The sequence below is a fragment of the Natrarchaeobaculum aegyptiacum genome (assembly GCF_002156705.1).
GTDB lineage: Archaea > Halobacteriota > Halobacteria > Halobacteriales > Natrialbaceae > Natrarchaeobaculum > Natrarchaeobaculum aegyptiacum.
Genome location: NZ_CP019893.1, coordinates 3364940 through 3380066 on the forward strand (window position 1 = coordinate 3364940; position 15127 = coordinate 3380066).

Annotated in this window: 14 protein-coding genes; 5 read left to right on the forward strand and 9 right to left on the reverse strand. The window is 64.0% G+C overall.

Features of this window, described 5'->3' with window-relative positions:
• Positions 1-35: 35 nt before the first annotated feature.
• From B1756_RS16265 to B1756_RS16275, 3 genes are all read right to left on the reverse strand, one after another.
• Complete coding sequence (locus tag B1756_RS16265) at positions 36-614, reverse strand: DUF2150 family protein (protein WP_086889502.1); 579 nt, start codon at positions 612-614, stop codon at positions 36-38.
• Between the two features lie 62 nt (positions 615-676).
• Positions 677-1537: a TatD family hydrolase gene (locus B1756_RS16270; protein WP_086889503.1), complete on the reverse strand. Its 861-nt coding sequence runs from the start codon at positions 1535-1537 to the stop codon at positions 677-679.
• A gap of 118 nt (positions 1538-1655) precedes the next feature.
• A complete protein-coding gene (locus B1756_RS16275; RefSeq protein WP_086889504.1) occupies positions 1656-2882 on the reverse strand; it encodes an ornithine cyclodeaminase, nickel-pincer nucleotide-dependent in 1227 nt (408 codons plus the stop codon).
• A gap of 248 nt (positions 2883-3130) precedes the next feature.
• Between B1756_RS16275 and B1756_RS16280 the strand changes: the two genes are divergently transcribed.
• From B1756_RS16280 to msrB, 3 genes are all read left to right on the forward strand, one after another.
• Positions 3131-3721 (forward strand): HTH domain-containing protein, encoded by a 591-nt coding sequence (locus B1756_RS16280; protein WP_086889505.1) that lies wholly within the window; start codon positions 3131-3133, stop codon positions 3719-3721.
• A 147-nt stretch (positions 3722-3868) separates the two neighbouring features.
• Complete coding sequence (locus tag B1756_RS19710) at positions 3869-4030, forward strand: hypothetical protein (RefSeq protein ID WP_186336472.1); 162 nt, start codon at positions 3869-3871, stop codon at positions 4028-4030.
• A gap of 94 nt (positions 4031-4124) precedes the next feature.
• Positions 4125-4550 (forward strand): peptide-methionine (R)-S-oxide reductase MsrB, encoded by a 426-nt coding sequence (gene msrB / locus B1756_RS16285; RefSeq protein WP_086889506.1) that lies wholly within the window; start codon positions 4125-4127, stop codon positions 4548-4550.
• Positions 4551-4665: 115 nt separating this feature from the next.
• Here msrB and B1756_RS16290 read toward each other — a convergent pair whose 3' ends face one another.
• The 4 genes from B1756_RS16290 to pyrE form a co-directional block, all read right to left on the reverse strand.
• Positions 4666-4866: a hypothetical protein gene (locus B1756_RS16290; RefSeq protein WP_086889507.1), complete on the reverse strand. Its 201-nt coding sequence runs from the start codon at positions 4864-4866 to the stop codon at positions 4666-4668.
• Between the two features lie 143 nt (positions 4867-5009).
• A complete protein-coding gene (gene thrS / locus B1756_RS16295) occupies positions 5010-6956 on the reverse strand; it encodes a threonine--tRNA ligase (RefSeq protein ID WP_086889508.1) in 1947 nt (648 codons plus the stop codon).
• A gap of 296 nt (positions 6957-7252) precedes the next feature.
• Positions 7253-9400 (reverse strand): NERD domain-containing protein, encoded by a 2148-nt coding sequence (locus tag B1756_RS16300; RefSeq protein ID WP_228434400.1) that lies wholly within the window; start codon positions 9398-9400, stop codon positions 7253-7255.
• 57 nt (positions 9401-9457) lie between these two features.
• Entirely contained in the window at positions 9458-9985 is a 528-nt protein-coding gene (gene pyrE, locus B1756_RS16305) for an orotate phosphoribosyltransferase (RefSeq protein WP_086889509.1), read from the reverse strand.
• A gap of 168 nt (positions 9986-10153) precedes the next feature.
• Between pyrE and B1756_RS16310 the strand changes: the two genes are divergently transcribed.
• Positions 10154-11323, forward strand: a complete 1170-nt coding sequence (locus B1756_RS16310) for an SDR family oxidoreductase (RefSeq protein WP_086889510.1) — start codon at positions 10154-10156, stop codon at positions 11321-11323.
• A gap of 62 nt (positions 11324-11385) precedes the next feature.
• Here B1756_RS16310 and B1756_RS16315 read toward each other — a convergent pair whose 3' ends face one another.
• Together B1756_RS16315 and B1756_RS16320 are read right to left on the reverse strand one after the other, a co-directional pair.
• The gene (locus tag B1756_RS16315) at positions 11386-11610 is read right to left on the reverse strand and encodes a DprA-like winged helix domain-containing protein (RefSeq protein WP_086889511.1); all 225 of its coding nucleotides are present in this window, start codon (positions 11608-11610) and stop codon (positions 11386-11388) included.
• Between the two features lie 91 nt (positions 11611-11701).
• Positions 11702-13651 (reverse strand): SLC13 family permease, encoded by a 1950-nt coding sequence (locus B1756_RS16320; RefSeq protein ID WP_086889512.1) that lies wholly within the window; start codon positions 13649-13651, stop codon positions 11702-11704.
• A 272-nt stretch (positions 13652-13923) separates the two neighbouring features.
• Between B1756_RS16320 and B1756_RS16325 the strand changes: the two genes are divergently transcribed.
• On the forward strand, positions 13924-15117 hold the full coding sequence (locus B1756_RS16325; protein WP_086889513.1) for an MFS transporter: 1194 nt from the start codon (positions 13924-13926) through the stop codon (positions 15115-15117).
• The last annotated feature ends 10 nt before the right edge of the window (positions 15118-15127 follow it).

A 15127-nucleotide genomic window follows, 5' to 3' on the forward strand; every position in this document is an offset into this window, starting at 1 on the left:
AGAGTGAACGACCGAGCCAGTCAAAACGTGCGACGCTATTCGTCTTCCTCGACGACCTCGGGATCGCTCATCGCACTCTGGAGGCTGTCGAGCCCGTTGATCCACTCGGTGACGAGGCCGTACTCGAGTTCTTCGGCGATCGAGATGTCCAGATCGTCGCCGTCGATGATTCGGGTACCGGCCTGGGCGGCGTAACCGAGGGCCGCGTCGAGGTCCTCTTCGGCCTCTGCATCGGCGGCGGCACCGAGATAGTCGCTGACGCTTCCCTCGTCGGCCGGACCGCCGGCGACGTACTCCTCTGCGGCGAAGAAGACGCAGACGAGACTCGTCTGGACGCCGTCGACGAGAATGAGTTTCTCCTCGTCCTCGACGTTGACCTCGCTCAGGACGATCTCGCGGACGTCGGCGATTTCCGCCAGAGCTTCCTCTTCGCCCAGGTCCCCGTCGTCGTAAGCGGCGACGATCTTCGCAATCGCAATTGCCGTATCGTCCTGCAGGTTGAGCAGGAGTCGCGCCGACGACTCGTCTTCCGGATCGATGTCTTCGTCCTTGATGCGATCGATCCAGTTCTGCCAGCGTTCCTCCGAGTAGAACTCGGTGGGGGGATTGCTCATACAGCAACCTACACCGGCCGCTTGAAATGCCTTTCTCTACCTTCCGACAAACCGACTGAACGTTACCGACCGTTTCGGCCGCTCTCGAGCGTCTCTTCGGTAGAAATTCCGTATACGCGTTCCGGGGTCTCGACGTGGGCGTTCCGGACCGCGTCGTCGTGACCGTCCTCGAGCAGCCAGTCGACGCGCCGGGGGACCGTCTTCGGTCCGAGGACGGCACCCGGTCGGTCGGGGTCGTCGATGTAATCGGTCTCCATCAGGAACGGCTCGCCGCGCTCTGTGGCAACCTCGAGGCGCTCTTTGTCACACATCACGCTCGGGACAGGGCCCTCGAGTCTTCCGGCGGCGTAGTGTTTGACGACGCGGTGGGCGGGCAGTCCCACCTCCTCTGCCCACCCGGTCACTTCGGTCATATCCTCGCTGGCTTCGGCGTGTAACTGGACGGCACACTCGAGGCCGGCGGCCAGTTCGAACGCGTGGCGCATGACCGCGTTCGACGCCTCCCAGACGGCGTCGGTGACGTCGTAGTGGGGCCGGCCGGATTTCAGCGCGAGGGCGTCGCCAGCGTCGACGTACTCCGCGGCGACGTCGAGCCCGGCGCACATCAGGTCCCGGGCATCGGCGGGTGAGAATCCACGCTCGTCCACGAGCCGCGAGATCAGACCGGGGTGGACGCCGAGAACGGGCCAGGCCCGTCCCGGCAGTTCGCTCGAGGCCTCGGCGACGATGTCGATCGTTCGCTCGAAGACGGGGCGGAAGTCCTCGCCTGCGTCGGCGTCGACGCCGAGGTGCCACGAGGGCTTGTTGACGACGAGCAAGTGCGTGCCGCCGACGCGGGCGAAGTCACGGACGGCGTCGATGCCACGGTGGTTGTCCGGGTCCAGGTGGAGGTGATTGTCGAGCACCGGCGTCTCGGCTGTCATGGTCGCTACTGCGGGTCGGCCGATGGAAAACGCACCGACTTCCGCTCGCGCCAGAGCTCCGAATCGACGGTCGACATGGAGTCGACATCCGGTGGCCGACACTCGAGGAACCAACCGGCTACTCGAGCAGTTCGTTCCGCAGCATCGGCAGGAAGGTCCCGACGTCGGTGACGAGCCCGACCGCCTGGGCGCTGCCGCGGTCGACCAGCTGGGTGACCGTGGCCGGGTCGATGTCGACGCAGACGGTGCTGGTCGTCGAGGGCAGGCAGTTGCCGACGGCGACCGAGTGCAGCAACGTCGAGAGCATGAGCACGAGGTCCGCCTCGTGGGCTTGCTCGCGGATTGCGTTCTGGGCCTCGATACTGTCCGTGATCGTCTCCGGGAGCGGGCCGTCGTCGCGGATCGACCCGGCGAGGACGTAGGGGACGTCGTTTCGAACGCACTCGTACATCACGCCGCCCTCTACAGCTCCCGCCTCGATGGCGGCCTCGATCCCGCCCAGCCGGGCGATCTCGCTGATCGTGTAGATGTGGTGTTTGTGGCCCGACCGCGGGTGCTCTAGGTGTTCGGTGTCGACACCGAGCGAGGTGCCGTACATGTCGCGCTCGAGGTCGTGGACGGCGAAGCCATTCCCCGCGCTCAACGCGTCGACGTGGCCCGCAGCGACGAGATCGGCGAGGGCGTCGCGGCCGCCGGAGTGGACGATCGCCGGTCCGCAGACGGCGAGGACCGTGCCGCCGTCGTCACGGACCGACCGCATCTCGTCTGCGATTTCGCCGATCAGCGACGGGGAGGGTCGCTCGCTCGAGACGCCGCCCTGCATGAACCCGAAGGCACCGCTTCCCTCACGGGGTCGTTCTGGCGGGTCGACGCGAATTCCGGCCTCGCCGGTAACGACGAGATCCCCGACTTCGATCGCGTTCAGCGTCTTCGTCCGCACGACTGGATCCGACTCGTCTCGGTCGACCACCAGCGCACAGTCCATCTCCGGATTCTCGACGGGAATCCACTCGCCGTCGACTCGAACGGCCGTCGGGTGGTTCGTCGTCGAATAAAATCCCACGGGAACGACGCCGTCGGCTGGCGCAGCCTCGAGTTCCGCGTCCCGCGGATCGGCGACCGTCGCGCCCAGCTGGTTGAGTTCGTGGACGATCTCTCGGAGGTCGCCTTCGGTGTCGGCGGTCACCGCGAGGCGACAGTAGCTCTCGTCGTGGGCGTGTCGGCCGACCTCGAACGCCTCGACCTCGAATTCACCACCGAGGTCCATCACGACGGTGAAACACTCGCCCATCGTTCCCGAGTCGATGATGTGGCCCTCGAGTTCGACCGTTCGCGAGACAGTCATCGTCCCTGCTTCGTGCCCCAGTATTGTGAACGTATACCCCGTACCGTGGCCCAGCGGCGAAATTGCCCGTCGCTGGAAAGCGCGCACGAAATATCGTCCCAGCTGACGAAGCGGGTATCCTTGCCTGTACCGGCGTTCGGTCTCACCACCGGTGACCGGACAGTCCTCCGATTCTGCCGTTCACGTGTCGTGAGACGTCGGCCAACGCTTTTGTAGGTCCTCGTGGACAGGCACCACGGAGATCACCCGTGCAGGACACTCACACACCACCCCGAACGGTCGAACTGTGGACCCGTTCGTTCGTACCGGTTTCGACTCCCCGGTGCGAGCGAGCGATCGAGTGCGCCCGCGACCTCGAGGCCGAGGGAGTACTCGACTGCGTCGAGGTCGGCGTCTGGGGACGCGAATTCGCACACACAACCCTGTCACAGCGCGTCCCCCAGCTCGAGGCGATCCACCGTCGGCTCGAAGCGTTCGAGGCGTGGGCAGAGACCACCGACCGAGACCTCGAGCCGTTTTTCACGCGTCGACACGTCGAGTCCGAGATCACGGGTGAACAGCACGTCCGCTGGCGATTACCCGTACTCGCGCTCGCGGAGTTCGACGGCGACGAACTCGTTCACGTTACACCCTGTACGGTGGGTGACCGAACCGTCGACGTCTTCGACCGACTCGAGGCGCTCGCCGACGGCGAGTTCGACGGACGTGACGGCCATGACGGCCGTCTCGAGGCCGACTACCGCGATCGGCGGGTCGGCGAGGTGATCTCCCCGACGTTCGACGTGGAGGCGTCAGATCCGGATCCTCGCGTCGAGCCGTCTGCTTCGGGATCGAACTGACCAGTCACACGTTCCGTTCGTCCCCGACTCCCGTTTTTTCGAGTGTATGCGTTACCCGCGGCGACGCCTCGAGCGACCGGTGAGCACTGGGCTGTCGGACTCGACTTCACCGGTAACACTTTGCCAGCGTGTGTCATACATGGGGCTATGTCCGGTGAGACAGCCACGGCGAGATCCTCGCGGTGTCGACGATGCGGCTTCGAAGCTCCCGGCGGCGCGGACGACTGGCTCCGCATCGAAGTGCCAAAGCTCGGACGGATGACCCAGTGTCCCGAGTGTGAGAGCACGGATATCATCACCCAGCGCTGACCGACTCGACGCCGCGGAGGTCACGACGAACGCCCCATCGAGTCCTGGCGTGGTCGCGGACAGACTCTTGGTCCTGACGGGCCAAGTGACGTCCATGGCAGATCAGACTGGCGGCCCCGACGTCGATTCGGACGTCGACCTCCCCGCCGACGAGGCAGAGTGGCGCGAGCGACTCGACGACGAGGAGTATCGAATCCTCCGGGAAGCCGGAACCGAACCCGCATTCAGCGGCGAGTACGTCGAGCACGACGGTGACGGCACGTACGCCTGTGCCGGCTGTGGCACGCCGCTGTTCGATTCCGATACCAAGTTCAAATCGGGAAGCGGCTGGCCTAGCTTCTTCGACGTCGACCCCGACCGCGTCGAGACGCGACTCGACACCAGCCACGGGATGCGACGAACCGAAGTTCTGTGTGCGACCTGCGGAGGCCACCTGGGTCACGTCTTCGACGACGGACCGGACCCCACCGGAAAACGGTACTGCATCAACTCCGCAGCCCTCGAGTTCGAAGACGAGTGACGTCGACGTCGACCGAGAGTTCTGGCCACCCTGCCGAGAACGGCGTGTTCTGACACGCCTCCCGGCGATCCCCTATCGCGCGTGGTCGGTTAGCCTCGAGTCGTCGAATCGCCGATCAAAACGGCGCCGTCAGGAGCGGAACTCCAAACAGGAACCCGTAGACGATGAACACGAAGTATCCGAAGACGAATACGTAAAAGAGGCCGATAAAGGCGTGTACCGGCGCATTTGGATTCGAATCGAGAAACTCCTCGAGGAAGCTGTCCTCCTCGAGATCGGTGTCGAACGGGAGTCCCAGGTCGTTGTAGGTAGCCATGCGTGACCTTCAGTCCACCACTGGTTAAGTTTTTAGGGCGATTTCGGGACGGGCCGATCGCCTTCCCGAAAAGTGTGCTGGCCGAACCCACTCGTTGTACGCTGAACAGGCACAAAGCCCCGCGCTTCAGCGCGCGGAGAATATCAACGCAGGAAATCAGGTTCCGTGCGCTTTTCGGCGCGCTCGGCTTCGAGGTGTTCCCGGAAGTCGTCGATCTCGACGTCGTACTCCTGGTCTTCGAATCGGTCGCGAACCGAGATCGTCCCGTCGTCGGCTTCGTCGTCGCCGACGATAATCTGGTAGGGGACGCGGTCGTCGTGGGCCGCTCGGATCTTTCGGCCGAGGGTGCGGTCGCTGTCGTCTACCTCGAGACGGAAGTCGTCGAACGCCGCGGCCACCTCGCGTGCGTACTCGAGGTTGTTGTCGGAGATGGGCAGCACGCGGATCTGCTCGGGGGCGAGCCAGAGCGGGAAGTTGCCCTCGAAGTGCTCGATGAGCATCATGAAAAAGCGCTCGTAGGAGCCGTAGAGCGCGCGGTGAATCATGACCGGGCGGTGTTCCTCGTTGTCCTCGCCGACGTACGAGAGGTCGAACCGTTCGGGCATGTTGAAGTCGAGCTGGACCGTGGGGCCGTCCCAGCTCCGGCCGATAGCGTCCTCGAACGCGTAGTCGATCTTCGGGCCGTAGAACGCGCCGTCGCCCGCCTCGAGTTCGTAGTCCATTTCGCGACTCTCGAGGACCGACTCGAGCTGTGATTCCGCACGTTCCCAGATCTCGTCGCTGCCGACGGATTTGTCGGGACGGGTCGCGAGAGCGACCTCGTACTCCAGATCGAACGTCGAGAGAACCTCGTCGATCGAGTCCATGATCGCCTCGACCTCGGCTTCGATCTGGTCTGGGCGGACGAACAGGTGGCCGTCGTCGATCGTAAACGCCCAGACGCGCGAGAGGCCCGAGAGTTCCCCGCGCTGTTCCTTGCGATACACTTTGCCGTCTTCGGCGTACCGGACCGGCAGGTCGCGGTAGGACCACGACTGGTCCTCGAAGATCGTCGCGTGACCGGGGCAGTTCATCGGCTTCAGGCCGAACTCGTCGTCGCCGAGTTCGAAGACGAACATGTCGTCGGCGTAGTTCTCGTAGTGGCCGGACTTCTGCCAGAGATCCGTCTTGAACAGGTGTGGCGTCTCGACGTAGTCGTAGCCCGTGTCCTCGTTGAGCTCGGTGACGAAGTCGGCGAGTTCGGTCAGGATCGTCTTCCCCGGTGGATGGTACAGCGGGAGGCCGGGCCCCGTGACGTCCTGGATCGAAAAGAGGTTCATCTCCGACCCGATCTTGCGGTGATCGCGCTCTTTGGCCTCCTCGCGGCGCTCGAGAAAGTCCTCGAGGTCGCTTTCGTCTTCGAACGCCGTCCCGTAGATCCGGGTCTGCATCGGGTTCTCCTCGTCGCCGCGCCAGTAAGCGCCAGCGATCTCGAGGAGTTTCACGGCACCGATCTCACCCGTCGAGTCGACGTGCGGGCCGGCACAGAGGTCCTCCCACTCACCCTGGCTGTAGAAGGTGACCGTGTCCGACTCGTCGGCGAACTCCTCGAGGAGTTCGAGTTTGTACGGCTGGTCTGCGAGGCGCTCTTCTGCCTCCTCGATCGAGACCTCCTCGCGTTCGATCTCGTGGTCTTCCGCGAGGATCTCCTCGATTTCGTCTTCGAGGTCGGCGAGGTCGCTTTCGTCGACCTCGAGGTCGTCGAAGTCGTAGTAAAAGCCTTCGTCGGTAGGCGGCCCGATGGCGAGGTCGACGTCGTCGTAGTGGCGACAGACGGCCTGGGCGAGCGCGTGCGATGCGGAGTGGCGCATCACCTCGAGGTACTCCTCGGACTGGTCGGTGACGATTTCGAGGTCGACGCCGTCGTAGACGGGTTCCTCTTTGGCGACCAGGTCTCCGTCGAGTTTGCCCGCGACCGTGTCCCGGCCGAGGCCGGGGCCAATCTCGTAGGCACAGTCCTCGACGGTCGCCCCGTCGGTGACCTCGAGTTCCGAACCGTCTGGCAGTACGACCGTAAGCTGCTCCTGTGAATCTGAATCTGAGTCTGACATTGTGGTGGTTGTGTCTGGCTGGTGTGGCTATCGCTGGGTGGGGAACTTCAAAGAGAAGTTCGATATCGTGTCCGCTCGGACCGCTCGACTGCTGGTCTTCGTGGCCACAGCGAACGGTAGGTGGGAGTGATTAGAAGCGGGCCGAGGCCCCTGTAAAGCGGACACCTACCATCGTGAACTCGAGTTGTCTCGAGCGGGATAAAAGCGTTTTGATGGGGGCCCGGACGTGGTCCAGATCGACTTCAGGTGGTCGCCACTGGTTGGTCACGATTGAGATGGGCCAGTGGGCGGCCGGGTCAGAACTGGTCGATCCTCGTTGCAATCGTCTCGTCGGCAGCGATTTCGTTCTCGAGTTCGGTCGGATCTGGTGCTGTGAACGTAACGACCGGATCCGTCTCGGTGACCTGCTCGACGAGTGAACCGATCTCGTCGAAGAGGGCCGGGTGGTCACCGGCCCCCGTGACCTGACACCAGGCTCGCGTTCGAGTGATCCCGACGAACGCCTCGTTCCGTGGTTGAACGCGGTTGTCGTGCCAGTAGGGGTCCGGATCGTCGAGGTAGTCGACGCCGAGGAGGTAGACCGAGGCGGCTTCGTTTCCTTTCGCCCGATTGATGCCCGAGATCGTTACCTCTCCTGGTTTCTGGAACACGCTCGTGTTCCCCTTCCAGACGAGGTTCGCATCGAGGTCCCGGTCCTCGAGCCGATGCGCAAGTTGTTGCCCGATCGAACGGACGTCCGAGACCGTTCCGAGGGGGATAACGAGGACGTCAGTTGGCTCGAGGCCGTGGTAGCGGACGTCGTTCTCGATCTCGTCGGCGACGGCGTCGAGTTCGCTGGATCGCCGATCGAACGAATCGAAGGTGACGAACGGCGTCGCCTCTGGCCGATCAGCGAGTGGATGTGGCGAATTGGCGTCGGGTCGCCGGATCGAGACCGGTTCGCCAATCCGTCGGAAATCGCCTTCCAGAATCTCGTAGCCAATGTCTTCCCATCCCTCCTGTGTCGTTATCGCCTGAACAGGTCCACGACTGCTCGTCAGCCCCATTCCAAAGACGTGGGCAAGCATCAGTGCCGATCGTGGCGTGCGATACGACTTTCGCATGATCTGGCTCTTCTGGATGCCGCCCGGATAGATTCCGCTCAGATCGACCGTCGGAGTGCCGTCGTCGTCACTGCCGAAGACGTTTTTCGGGCTCGGAGCGGAGAGGCTCGTCAGGTTTTGTGCCTCGTCGTAGGCCCAGATCAATCGTTTCGGCGGCGTCAGCGCCTCGTAGCACATCTGGTAAAACGCCGGCTCCATATCCTGGGCCTCGTCGATGAGGATCGCATCGTATTCCTCCTGAATCGGGGCCTCCTCGACGAGTTCTCGACAGCACGCTTCGAGGAGTTTGCCGGGACCGCGGTCGCCGAACTCGTCTTTCGCAGTTCCGACAGTCCGGGGGGTCTGCCCGGCACTCTGGGAAATCTTGTAGTACATCCCGTGTTCTGTCTTCCCACCCCAACCGTGGAGGACCTCGAGACGGGTCCAGTCCGGCTCTTCACCACCGAAGTCGGCGTAAAACCGGCGAATCGAATTCCGGATCGTCTGGTAGAGGCTCCGCGTGTTGAACGTCACCGCGATATTCCAGTCGGGGTGTTTTGCGTGCATAGCCGCCGCTTTCCGGGCGAGCAACGCGGTCTTTCCAGACCCTGCGATTCCCCGGATCTGCTGTGGTCCGTCGGGGATCTGGATACCGATCTCTTCCTGTCGCTCGTCGAACCGCTGAAGCCCCTTCTGGACCGTCTCGTACAGGCCAGCTTTCGTATCCTCGTCTGTCAGGACCGGGCCACGTTCGCCGCTGATTGCCTGTCCTCCGCCGAGAACTGCTCGCGCGTCGGCGTACTGATCCATCGTAAGGGCATCGTCGGCCGGGAGCGAATCGAAGACGGCACGGAGGGCTCCCCTCGAGAGGTCCTCTCGCAGAATCATGCGCGGCACCGATGGAAGGTCACCGAATCCACGGTCGTCCCATTCGTCGCGACTGACATTTGGCAGGGCGACGAGTGGTGTCATGACGATGTGGCAGTTGCCCCGCTCGTCGACCAGCGACGGTTCGCGCATCATCGGCGACCGAATTCGGAAGCCGTGATCTCGAGCCTGCGAATACGGCGCGGATGCATCCTGTGACGTACCAGAGAGATTCCACCTCGACCCCTCGATCGACTCGATCTGATCGATCGTGTACCCTTTACACTCGATGACGACGAGGCCGTACCGCTGGTGAAGCATCACGAAGTCAGCCTCTCGATCCAGCGCTGCGCTACGTTCGTCGACGATCGGGAATCGATAGTAACAGACGCCGACGTCGTCGGGGGTGAAACATCGTTTGAGGCGGTCCCACACCTCGAGTTCTGACCCAACCCCGCTGCCTGCTTCTTCGTATTCCGCTGCGACAAATTTCACAGTCGGTACTGGTAACGATTACGTGATAAATCGATCGGCTATGCAGGTCGGAACGCGTTACTCGCGATCGGCCAGCAACTCACTCGCCGTCACGAGCGCCTCCATCTCGACGTCGGCGTCCTCGACGTTCTCGCGGCCACCCTCTTCGCGGTCGACGACGACCAGCGCGCGGTCGACCGTCGCGCCCGCCTCACGCAGTGCTTCGATAGCATCGACGAGACTGGTCCCCGTCGTGACGATGTCCTCGAGGACGACGACCTCCTCACCGTCCTCGAGTCGGCCCTCGATCAGGTTGGCCGTGCCGTACTCCTTGCGCTGCTTGCGCGCGATGACGTAGGGGACGCCAGCGGCGACGCTGGTCGCGGCGGCCAGCGGGACGGCACCGAGGGCGACACCGGCGAGTTTGTCGTCGTTGTCGACGCGCTCGGCGAAGGCCTCGGCGATGGTCTCGAGGCAATCGGGGTCGGTCTCGAAGAGGTACTTGTCGACGTAGTACTCGCTCGTGCCGCCGTGGGAGAGTTCGAACTCGCCGTAGCGGACGGCCTCTGCCGCTCGAAGGGCGTCGATTACGTCCTGATTGGTCATGGTCGAACGCGCGTGCCCCGACGAGATAAGCGGTGTGGAACGTCCTCGGGACGCAGGGACGTCGCTGCTGGAACCTGTCGTTGGAATCCGAACTGGCATCCGATCCAGACAGTCCGGCAAGCGAGACAAACCACCGATACTTAGGTACCGACGCACGTACAGGTCACCATGACCACCGACGAGGACGTCGACGACGCAGCGGAGGACTCGGACGGTTCCACCGTCGACGACGCGACTCGAGACGAGGCCTCGACGACTGGCGAGGAGTCCGGGTCCGCAGTTGAGCAGGCCTCCGGATCCGGGAGCGACCCAGACACGGAGACCGATTCGACGGTCGATCCGGATGCGGAACCAGCCGCGGATTCGGAGGGGGAATCGACCCCCGACCCGGTCGACGACACCGCCACGGCACGGAACGTCGCGCGCGAGTCCGACGTGAGTGAGGAGGTCGTCGACGAGGCCGACGCAACGACCGAGACGACCGCCACCGGACAGTCGGACCGATACGTCCGCAAGAAGACCGTCCTCATCACCGGCTGTTCGTCGGGAATCGGCCGCGCGACGGCCGAGGCGTTCCTCGAGGACGAGTGGCTCGTCGTCGCGACGGCTCGCGATCCGTCGGACATCGAGGAGCTCGCCGCGGCCGGCTGCGAGACGCTCGCACTCGACGTTACTGACCCCGAACAGGTCGCCCGCGCGGTCGAGACGACCGTCGACATCGGCGGTGCGATCGACTGCGTCGTCAACAACGCCGGCTACGCCCAGATGGGGCCGCTCGAGGACGTCTCCACGGCGGACCTCCACCGGCAGTTCGACGTCAACGTCTACGGTCCCCATCGACTTACCCGCGCGGCAGTCCCGCACATGCGCGCTCAGGGCGAGGGCCTGATCGTCAACGTCTCGAGCGTCGCCGGACGACTCTCCCTGCCCGGCTACGGCGCGTACTCGGGGTCGAAACACGCACTCGAGGCGATGAGCGACTCACTCCGGGCCGAACTCGAGGAGTTCGGCGTCGACGTCGTCCTGGTCGAACCGGGTCCAGTGGCGACGAACTTCACCGAGCGCGTCAGCGAGGAACTTCCCGATTCGGAGCAAACGCCGGCTTACGAGCACCTCTACGAACTGATCGACGACATGAAACTCCTCGGCGGTGGTTCTGATGGGCCGTTCGCCTCGGAACCCGAGGAGGTGGCCAGGGCGATTCTCGAGGCTGCGAGTCACCCGGAACCCCCGACTCGCTACCCGGTTGGGCCGCTGGCACAGTTCGGTAGCTACGCTCGATTCCTCCCGGATCAACTGCGCGACGCCGGGTTCGCACTGCTGCGTCGTCTGGCCTGACTCCGCTGGGACCGCTCTTCGACGCGAGTTCCGTTCTCGTCGGTTCCTGCTGTCTACCTGCCTCAGTTGTTCGATGCTGTGGAGCCGTCGTCGGCGAGAACGAGTTTTCCGCCCGTGCACTGCCTGATTCGGCCGGCACGCTGGAGTTCGAGACACTGTCGCTCGACCGTCACGGGATGGGCCTCGAGTCGAGCGGCAACTTCGGGAACGGTCGTGGGACCGACGTCGGCGAGAATCTCGAGGAGTCGTCGGTGCCGGGAGAAATCGGGCGGTTCTGGCGTCGACATCTCTTCTACGAGCGACCATCCGCGGGGAATCCAAGAAGGAGGCGTCCGATTCTCGGACGATGGGAATCGGTCACTATCGCTCGTCAGTCGCTCAGCTCTCGAACGCCTCGAGGAATTCCGTGGGGAGGGTCGTGGGGTCGATTCCCCAGGCGATCGGGAGCCACAGGAGGGCAACGAGCGTGATCAGCGCGATGCCGATGACGTTGAGCCCGGCGCCGACGCGGGCCATCTGGGGAAGCGTGATGTAGCCACTCCCGAAGACGATGGCGTTCGGTGGCGTCGCGACGGGGAGCATGAACGCGAACGACGCGGCCGTTGCCCCGGCGATCATGAGTCCGAATGGGTGGACGTTGATTCCGATCGCGACGCCGGCGAGGATCGGCATGAGCATCGCCGTGGTCGCCGTGTTCGAGGTGACCTCCGTGAGGAAGATCGTCATCGTGACGACTGCCAGCAGTATGATGACCATCGAGACGCCCTCGAGCAGCTGGAGCTGTTCGCCGATCCAGGTGGCGAGGCCGGTTTCGCCGAATCCGGCGGCGATCGCGAGTCCGCCACCGAACAGGAGGATGACGCCCCATGGAATCTGGACGGCGCTCGACCAGTCGAGCAAGAAGGTGTGGTCGCCGTCGTCGGTTTTCGTCGGGAGCGTAAAGAGGACCATCGCGCCGGCGATGGCGACGACCGTGTCTGCGTCGTCGGGAATGGGGAGGGCAAACAGCGGGTCGAGGACGAACGCAAGTGCGGACGTGAGTGCGAAGACCAGCGTACCGAGGAGGGCGACGTCGAGTTCGACGACCGGGAACTGGTCGAACTGATCGAGGAGGCTCGCACCGATCCAGGAGACGGCCATGCCGGCGAAGACCAGCAGGACGAGGCGTTCCTGACGGCTCATCGATCCGAGATCGGCGAGTTCGCGGTCGATGACGTCGCCCGCAGCGGGCAACTGGTCGAACTGGGGTGTGAGGGCAAGTCTGGTGACGTAGAGGTACACTGCGACGAGGCCGACGATGGAGATGGGGACGCCGTAGAGCATCCACTGGGCGAACGAGACGTTCTGTCCGAATATCTCACCTGCCTGCCCGGCAAAGAGGATGTTCGGTGGGGTGCCGATGAGCGTCGCCACGCCGCCGACTGACGCACCGTAGGCGATACAGAGCATCAGGGCGACGCCGAACGCGAAGCTTCCCTGACTCGTATCGACGTCGAGTGAACTCTCGTCGATGAGGTCTGCAGTCTGGTAGATAACCGCGAGCGCGATTGGAACCATCATCATCACCGTCGCACTGTTCGAGACCCACATCGAGAGGAACGCCGTCGCGAGCATGAACCCGAGAATGAGCCTCGAGGGTTCGGTCCCGACAGCCTTGATCGTCCGCAGGGCGATTCGCCGATGGAGGTCCCATCGCTGCATCGCCATCGCGAGGAAGAACCCGCCCATAAACAGGAAGATCAGCGGGTGACCGTACGAGGGGGTCGTCATATCGACTGGTAACGCGCCCGTCAGCGGGAAGAGGACGATCGGTAGCAGGGAGGTCGCCGGAATCGGAATCGCTTCCGACATCCACCAGACGGCGACCCACGCCGTCACTGCGGCGACGGCCTGTCCTTCCGGTGAGAGCCCTTCAGGCGTCGGTGACAGGTAGATGAGTGCGAACAGCAGTGGTCCGAGTACGAACCCGAATTTCTGCCGCCGACCGTACCCGCCACCGACGTCGAACGGTGAGTCGTCGCCGCCGGGACCGGGGGTGCCCCCGGAACCGCCGGAGCCGTTCGACCCGGTCGCACCGGCTGAATCGCCAGCACTGGCGTCACTTCCAGTCGGTGGATCGCCGTCACCGGTGTCGTTCACACTGCTGGAGGCGTCTTCGAAGCCGAGTTGCTCGAGTCTGTTCGTCTCGTTCGAACCGTACCCAAGGTCCCGTGCGATCGCGGGTCCGTCGAGGGTAAGGTACGCTTTCGTCTGGGCGTTGAGCAGCCAGAGGTACGTCCAGAGCCGCTGAACGTACTGTTGACACGTGTGGCGGAGGGAGTACGCCATTCTTGCCGGCAATTCCAAACACGAGTATTAAACACTAGTGATCCGACGAAGTGATTGCGAACGAAAACATCTGGTCTGGTCGTCTAACCCGGAAAAATTGCAATTATGTTCCGAAATCGCTGTTCATATGTCCGATGTCCTATCGTCGTCGAGGGGTGACGGGTTCTGACCGAGCTCGGTCGAGCCGTCGGCCGGGGATGCCCTGATCTGGGGCCATTCGTCCACCAGCGAAACGTGCGTTCTATCCCGGTCGCTCGAGAACGGAGTCTCGAATGAGCCGCGCCGACTGGCGAGTCGTGGGGCTGGTGACGTCGTGGCAGGTCGCCGCCAGCGTCTGTTACTACACCGTCTTTGCGGCGACACCGCTGTTTCGCGAGGCGTTCGCGCTCTCGCGGTTCGAAGTCGGGTTCGTCGTGACGGCACTGACGCTCGGGTACGCGACCTTCCTCCTCCCGGTCGGTGCGCTCGTCGATCGGTTCGGCGAACGAGTCACCCTCACGCTCGGACTGGTTGGGCTCTCGGCCGGGTCGGCCCTCGTCGCTGGCGCACCGACGTTCGCGACGCTGCTCGCGGCCGCGTTCTTCCTCGGGTCGACCTACGCCGGAGCGATACCAGGAACGAACAAGGCGATCTACGATCGGATCGCGGCGGGTCGCCAGCACGTCGCCATCGGGATCAAACAGGTCGGCGTCACCGCCGGCAGCGGCATCAGCGCCCTCCTCGTGACCGGACTCGCTGGTGTGGTCGTCTGGAACGCCGGGTTCTTCGTCGCCTCTGCGCTCGGTCTCGCCGTCGCAGTCACCTTCGCACACCTGTACGCAAACGCCGAAACCAGTGCTCGAGCCACCTACCCCGACTTTCGGCAGCTCTCGCGGAACGCACCCTACCGAACGCTCGTCGCCGCCGGCTTCTTCCTCGGAGCGGCACTGTTCACGACTACCGGCTACGTCGTCCTCTTCGTCCAGGAGGAACTCGAGGCGTCGATCGCCGCCGGTGGCATCGTCCTGGCGCTCGTCCAGGTGGCAGGCAGCGTCGGCCGCGTCGTGGCGGGGTGGCTCGGCGACGTCTTTCCCGGTGACCCGCGTCTCCGTCTCGGCGGGATCCTCCTCGTGCAGGCCGTCGCGAGTGCAGCGTCGTTCGCAGTCGTCGCCACCGTCTCGAGCCCGCTCGTCGGCACCATCGCCTTCGTCGTCCTCGGCTTTTTCGTCCTCGGGAACACCGGCGTCTACTACTCCTGCATGTCGACCGTCGTCACGAACGAGGAAATGGGTGGTGCGACCGCGGGCGGACAGCTCTCACTGGTCGCCGGGTCGATCGTCGCCCCACCCGCGTTCGGCCTGCTGGCGGATCTGGTGGGATACCGGGCGTCCTGGATGCTGCTGGGCGTGGCCTGTCTGATCGCGGCCGGATTGATCGTCCACACGACGCGCCTCGAGGCACCCGTCGAGGACCCGGCCGTCGAATGAAATCCTTTAG

What these genes read in the sequence shown, in the direction of transcription:
- B1756_RS16265 (WP_086889502.1), bottom strand. Translation starts at nt 614, where the DNA reads ATGAGCAATCCCCCCACCGAGTTCTACTCGGAGGAACGCTGGCAGAAC.
- pyrE (WP_086889509.1), bottom strand. Translation starts at nt 9,985, where the DNA reads ATGACCAATCAGGACGTAATCGACGCCCTTCGAGCGGCAGAGGCCGTC.
- B1756_RS16290 (WP_086889507.1), bottom strand. Translation starts at nt 4,866, where the DNA reads ATGGCTACCTACAACGACCTGGGACTCCCGTTCGACACCGATCTCGAG.
- B1756_RS16310 (WP_086889510.1), top strand. Translation starts at nt 10,154, where the DNA reads ATGACCACCGACGAGGACGTCGACGACGCAGCGGAGGACTCGGACGGT.
- B1756_RS16315 (WP_086889511.1), bottom strand. Translation starts at nt 11,610, where the DNA reads ATGTCGACGCCAGAACCGCCCGATTTCTCCCGGCACCGACGACTCCTC.
- B1756_RS16325 (WP_086889513.1), top strand. Translation starts at nt 13,924, where the DNA reads ATGAGCCGCGCCGACTGGCGAGTCGTGGGGCTGGTGACGTCGTGGCAG.
- B1756_RS16320 (WP_086889512.1), bottom strand. Translation starts at nt 13,651, where the DNA reads ATGGCGTACTCCCTCCGCCACACGTGTCAACAGTACGTTCAGCGGCTC.
- B1756_RS16275 (WP_086889504.1), bottom strand. Translation starts at nt 2,882, where the DNA reads ATGACTGTCTCGCGAACGGTCGAACTCGAGGGCCACATCATCGACTCG.
- thrS (WP_086889508.1), bottom strand. Translation starts at nt 6,956, where the DNA reads ATGTCAGACTCAGATTCAGATTCACAGGAGCAGCTTACGGTCGTACTG.
- msrB (WP_086889506.1), top strand. Translation starts at nt 4,125, where the DNA reads ATGGCAGATCAGACTGGCGGCCCCGACGTCGATTCGGACGTCGACCTC.
- B1756_RS19710 (WP_186336472.1), top strand. Translation starts at nt 3,869, where the DNA reads ATGTCCGGTGAGACAGCCACGGCGAGATCCTCGCGGTGTCGACGATGC.
- B1756_RS16270 (WP_086889503.1), bottom strand. Translation starts at nt 1,537, where the DNA reads ATGACAGCCGAGACGCCGGTGCTCGACAATCACCTCCACCTGGACCCG.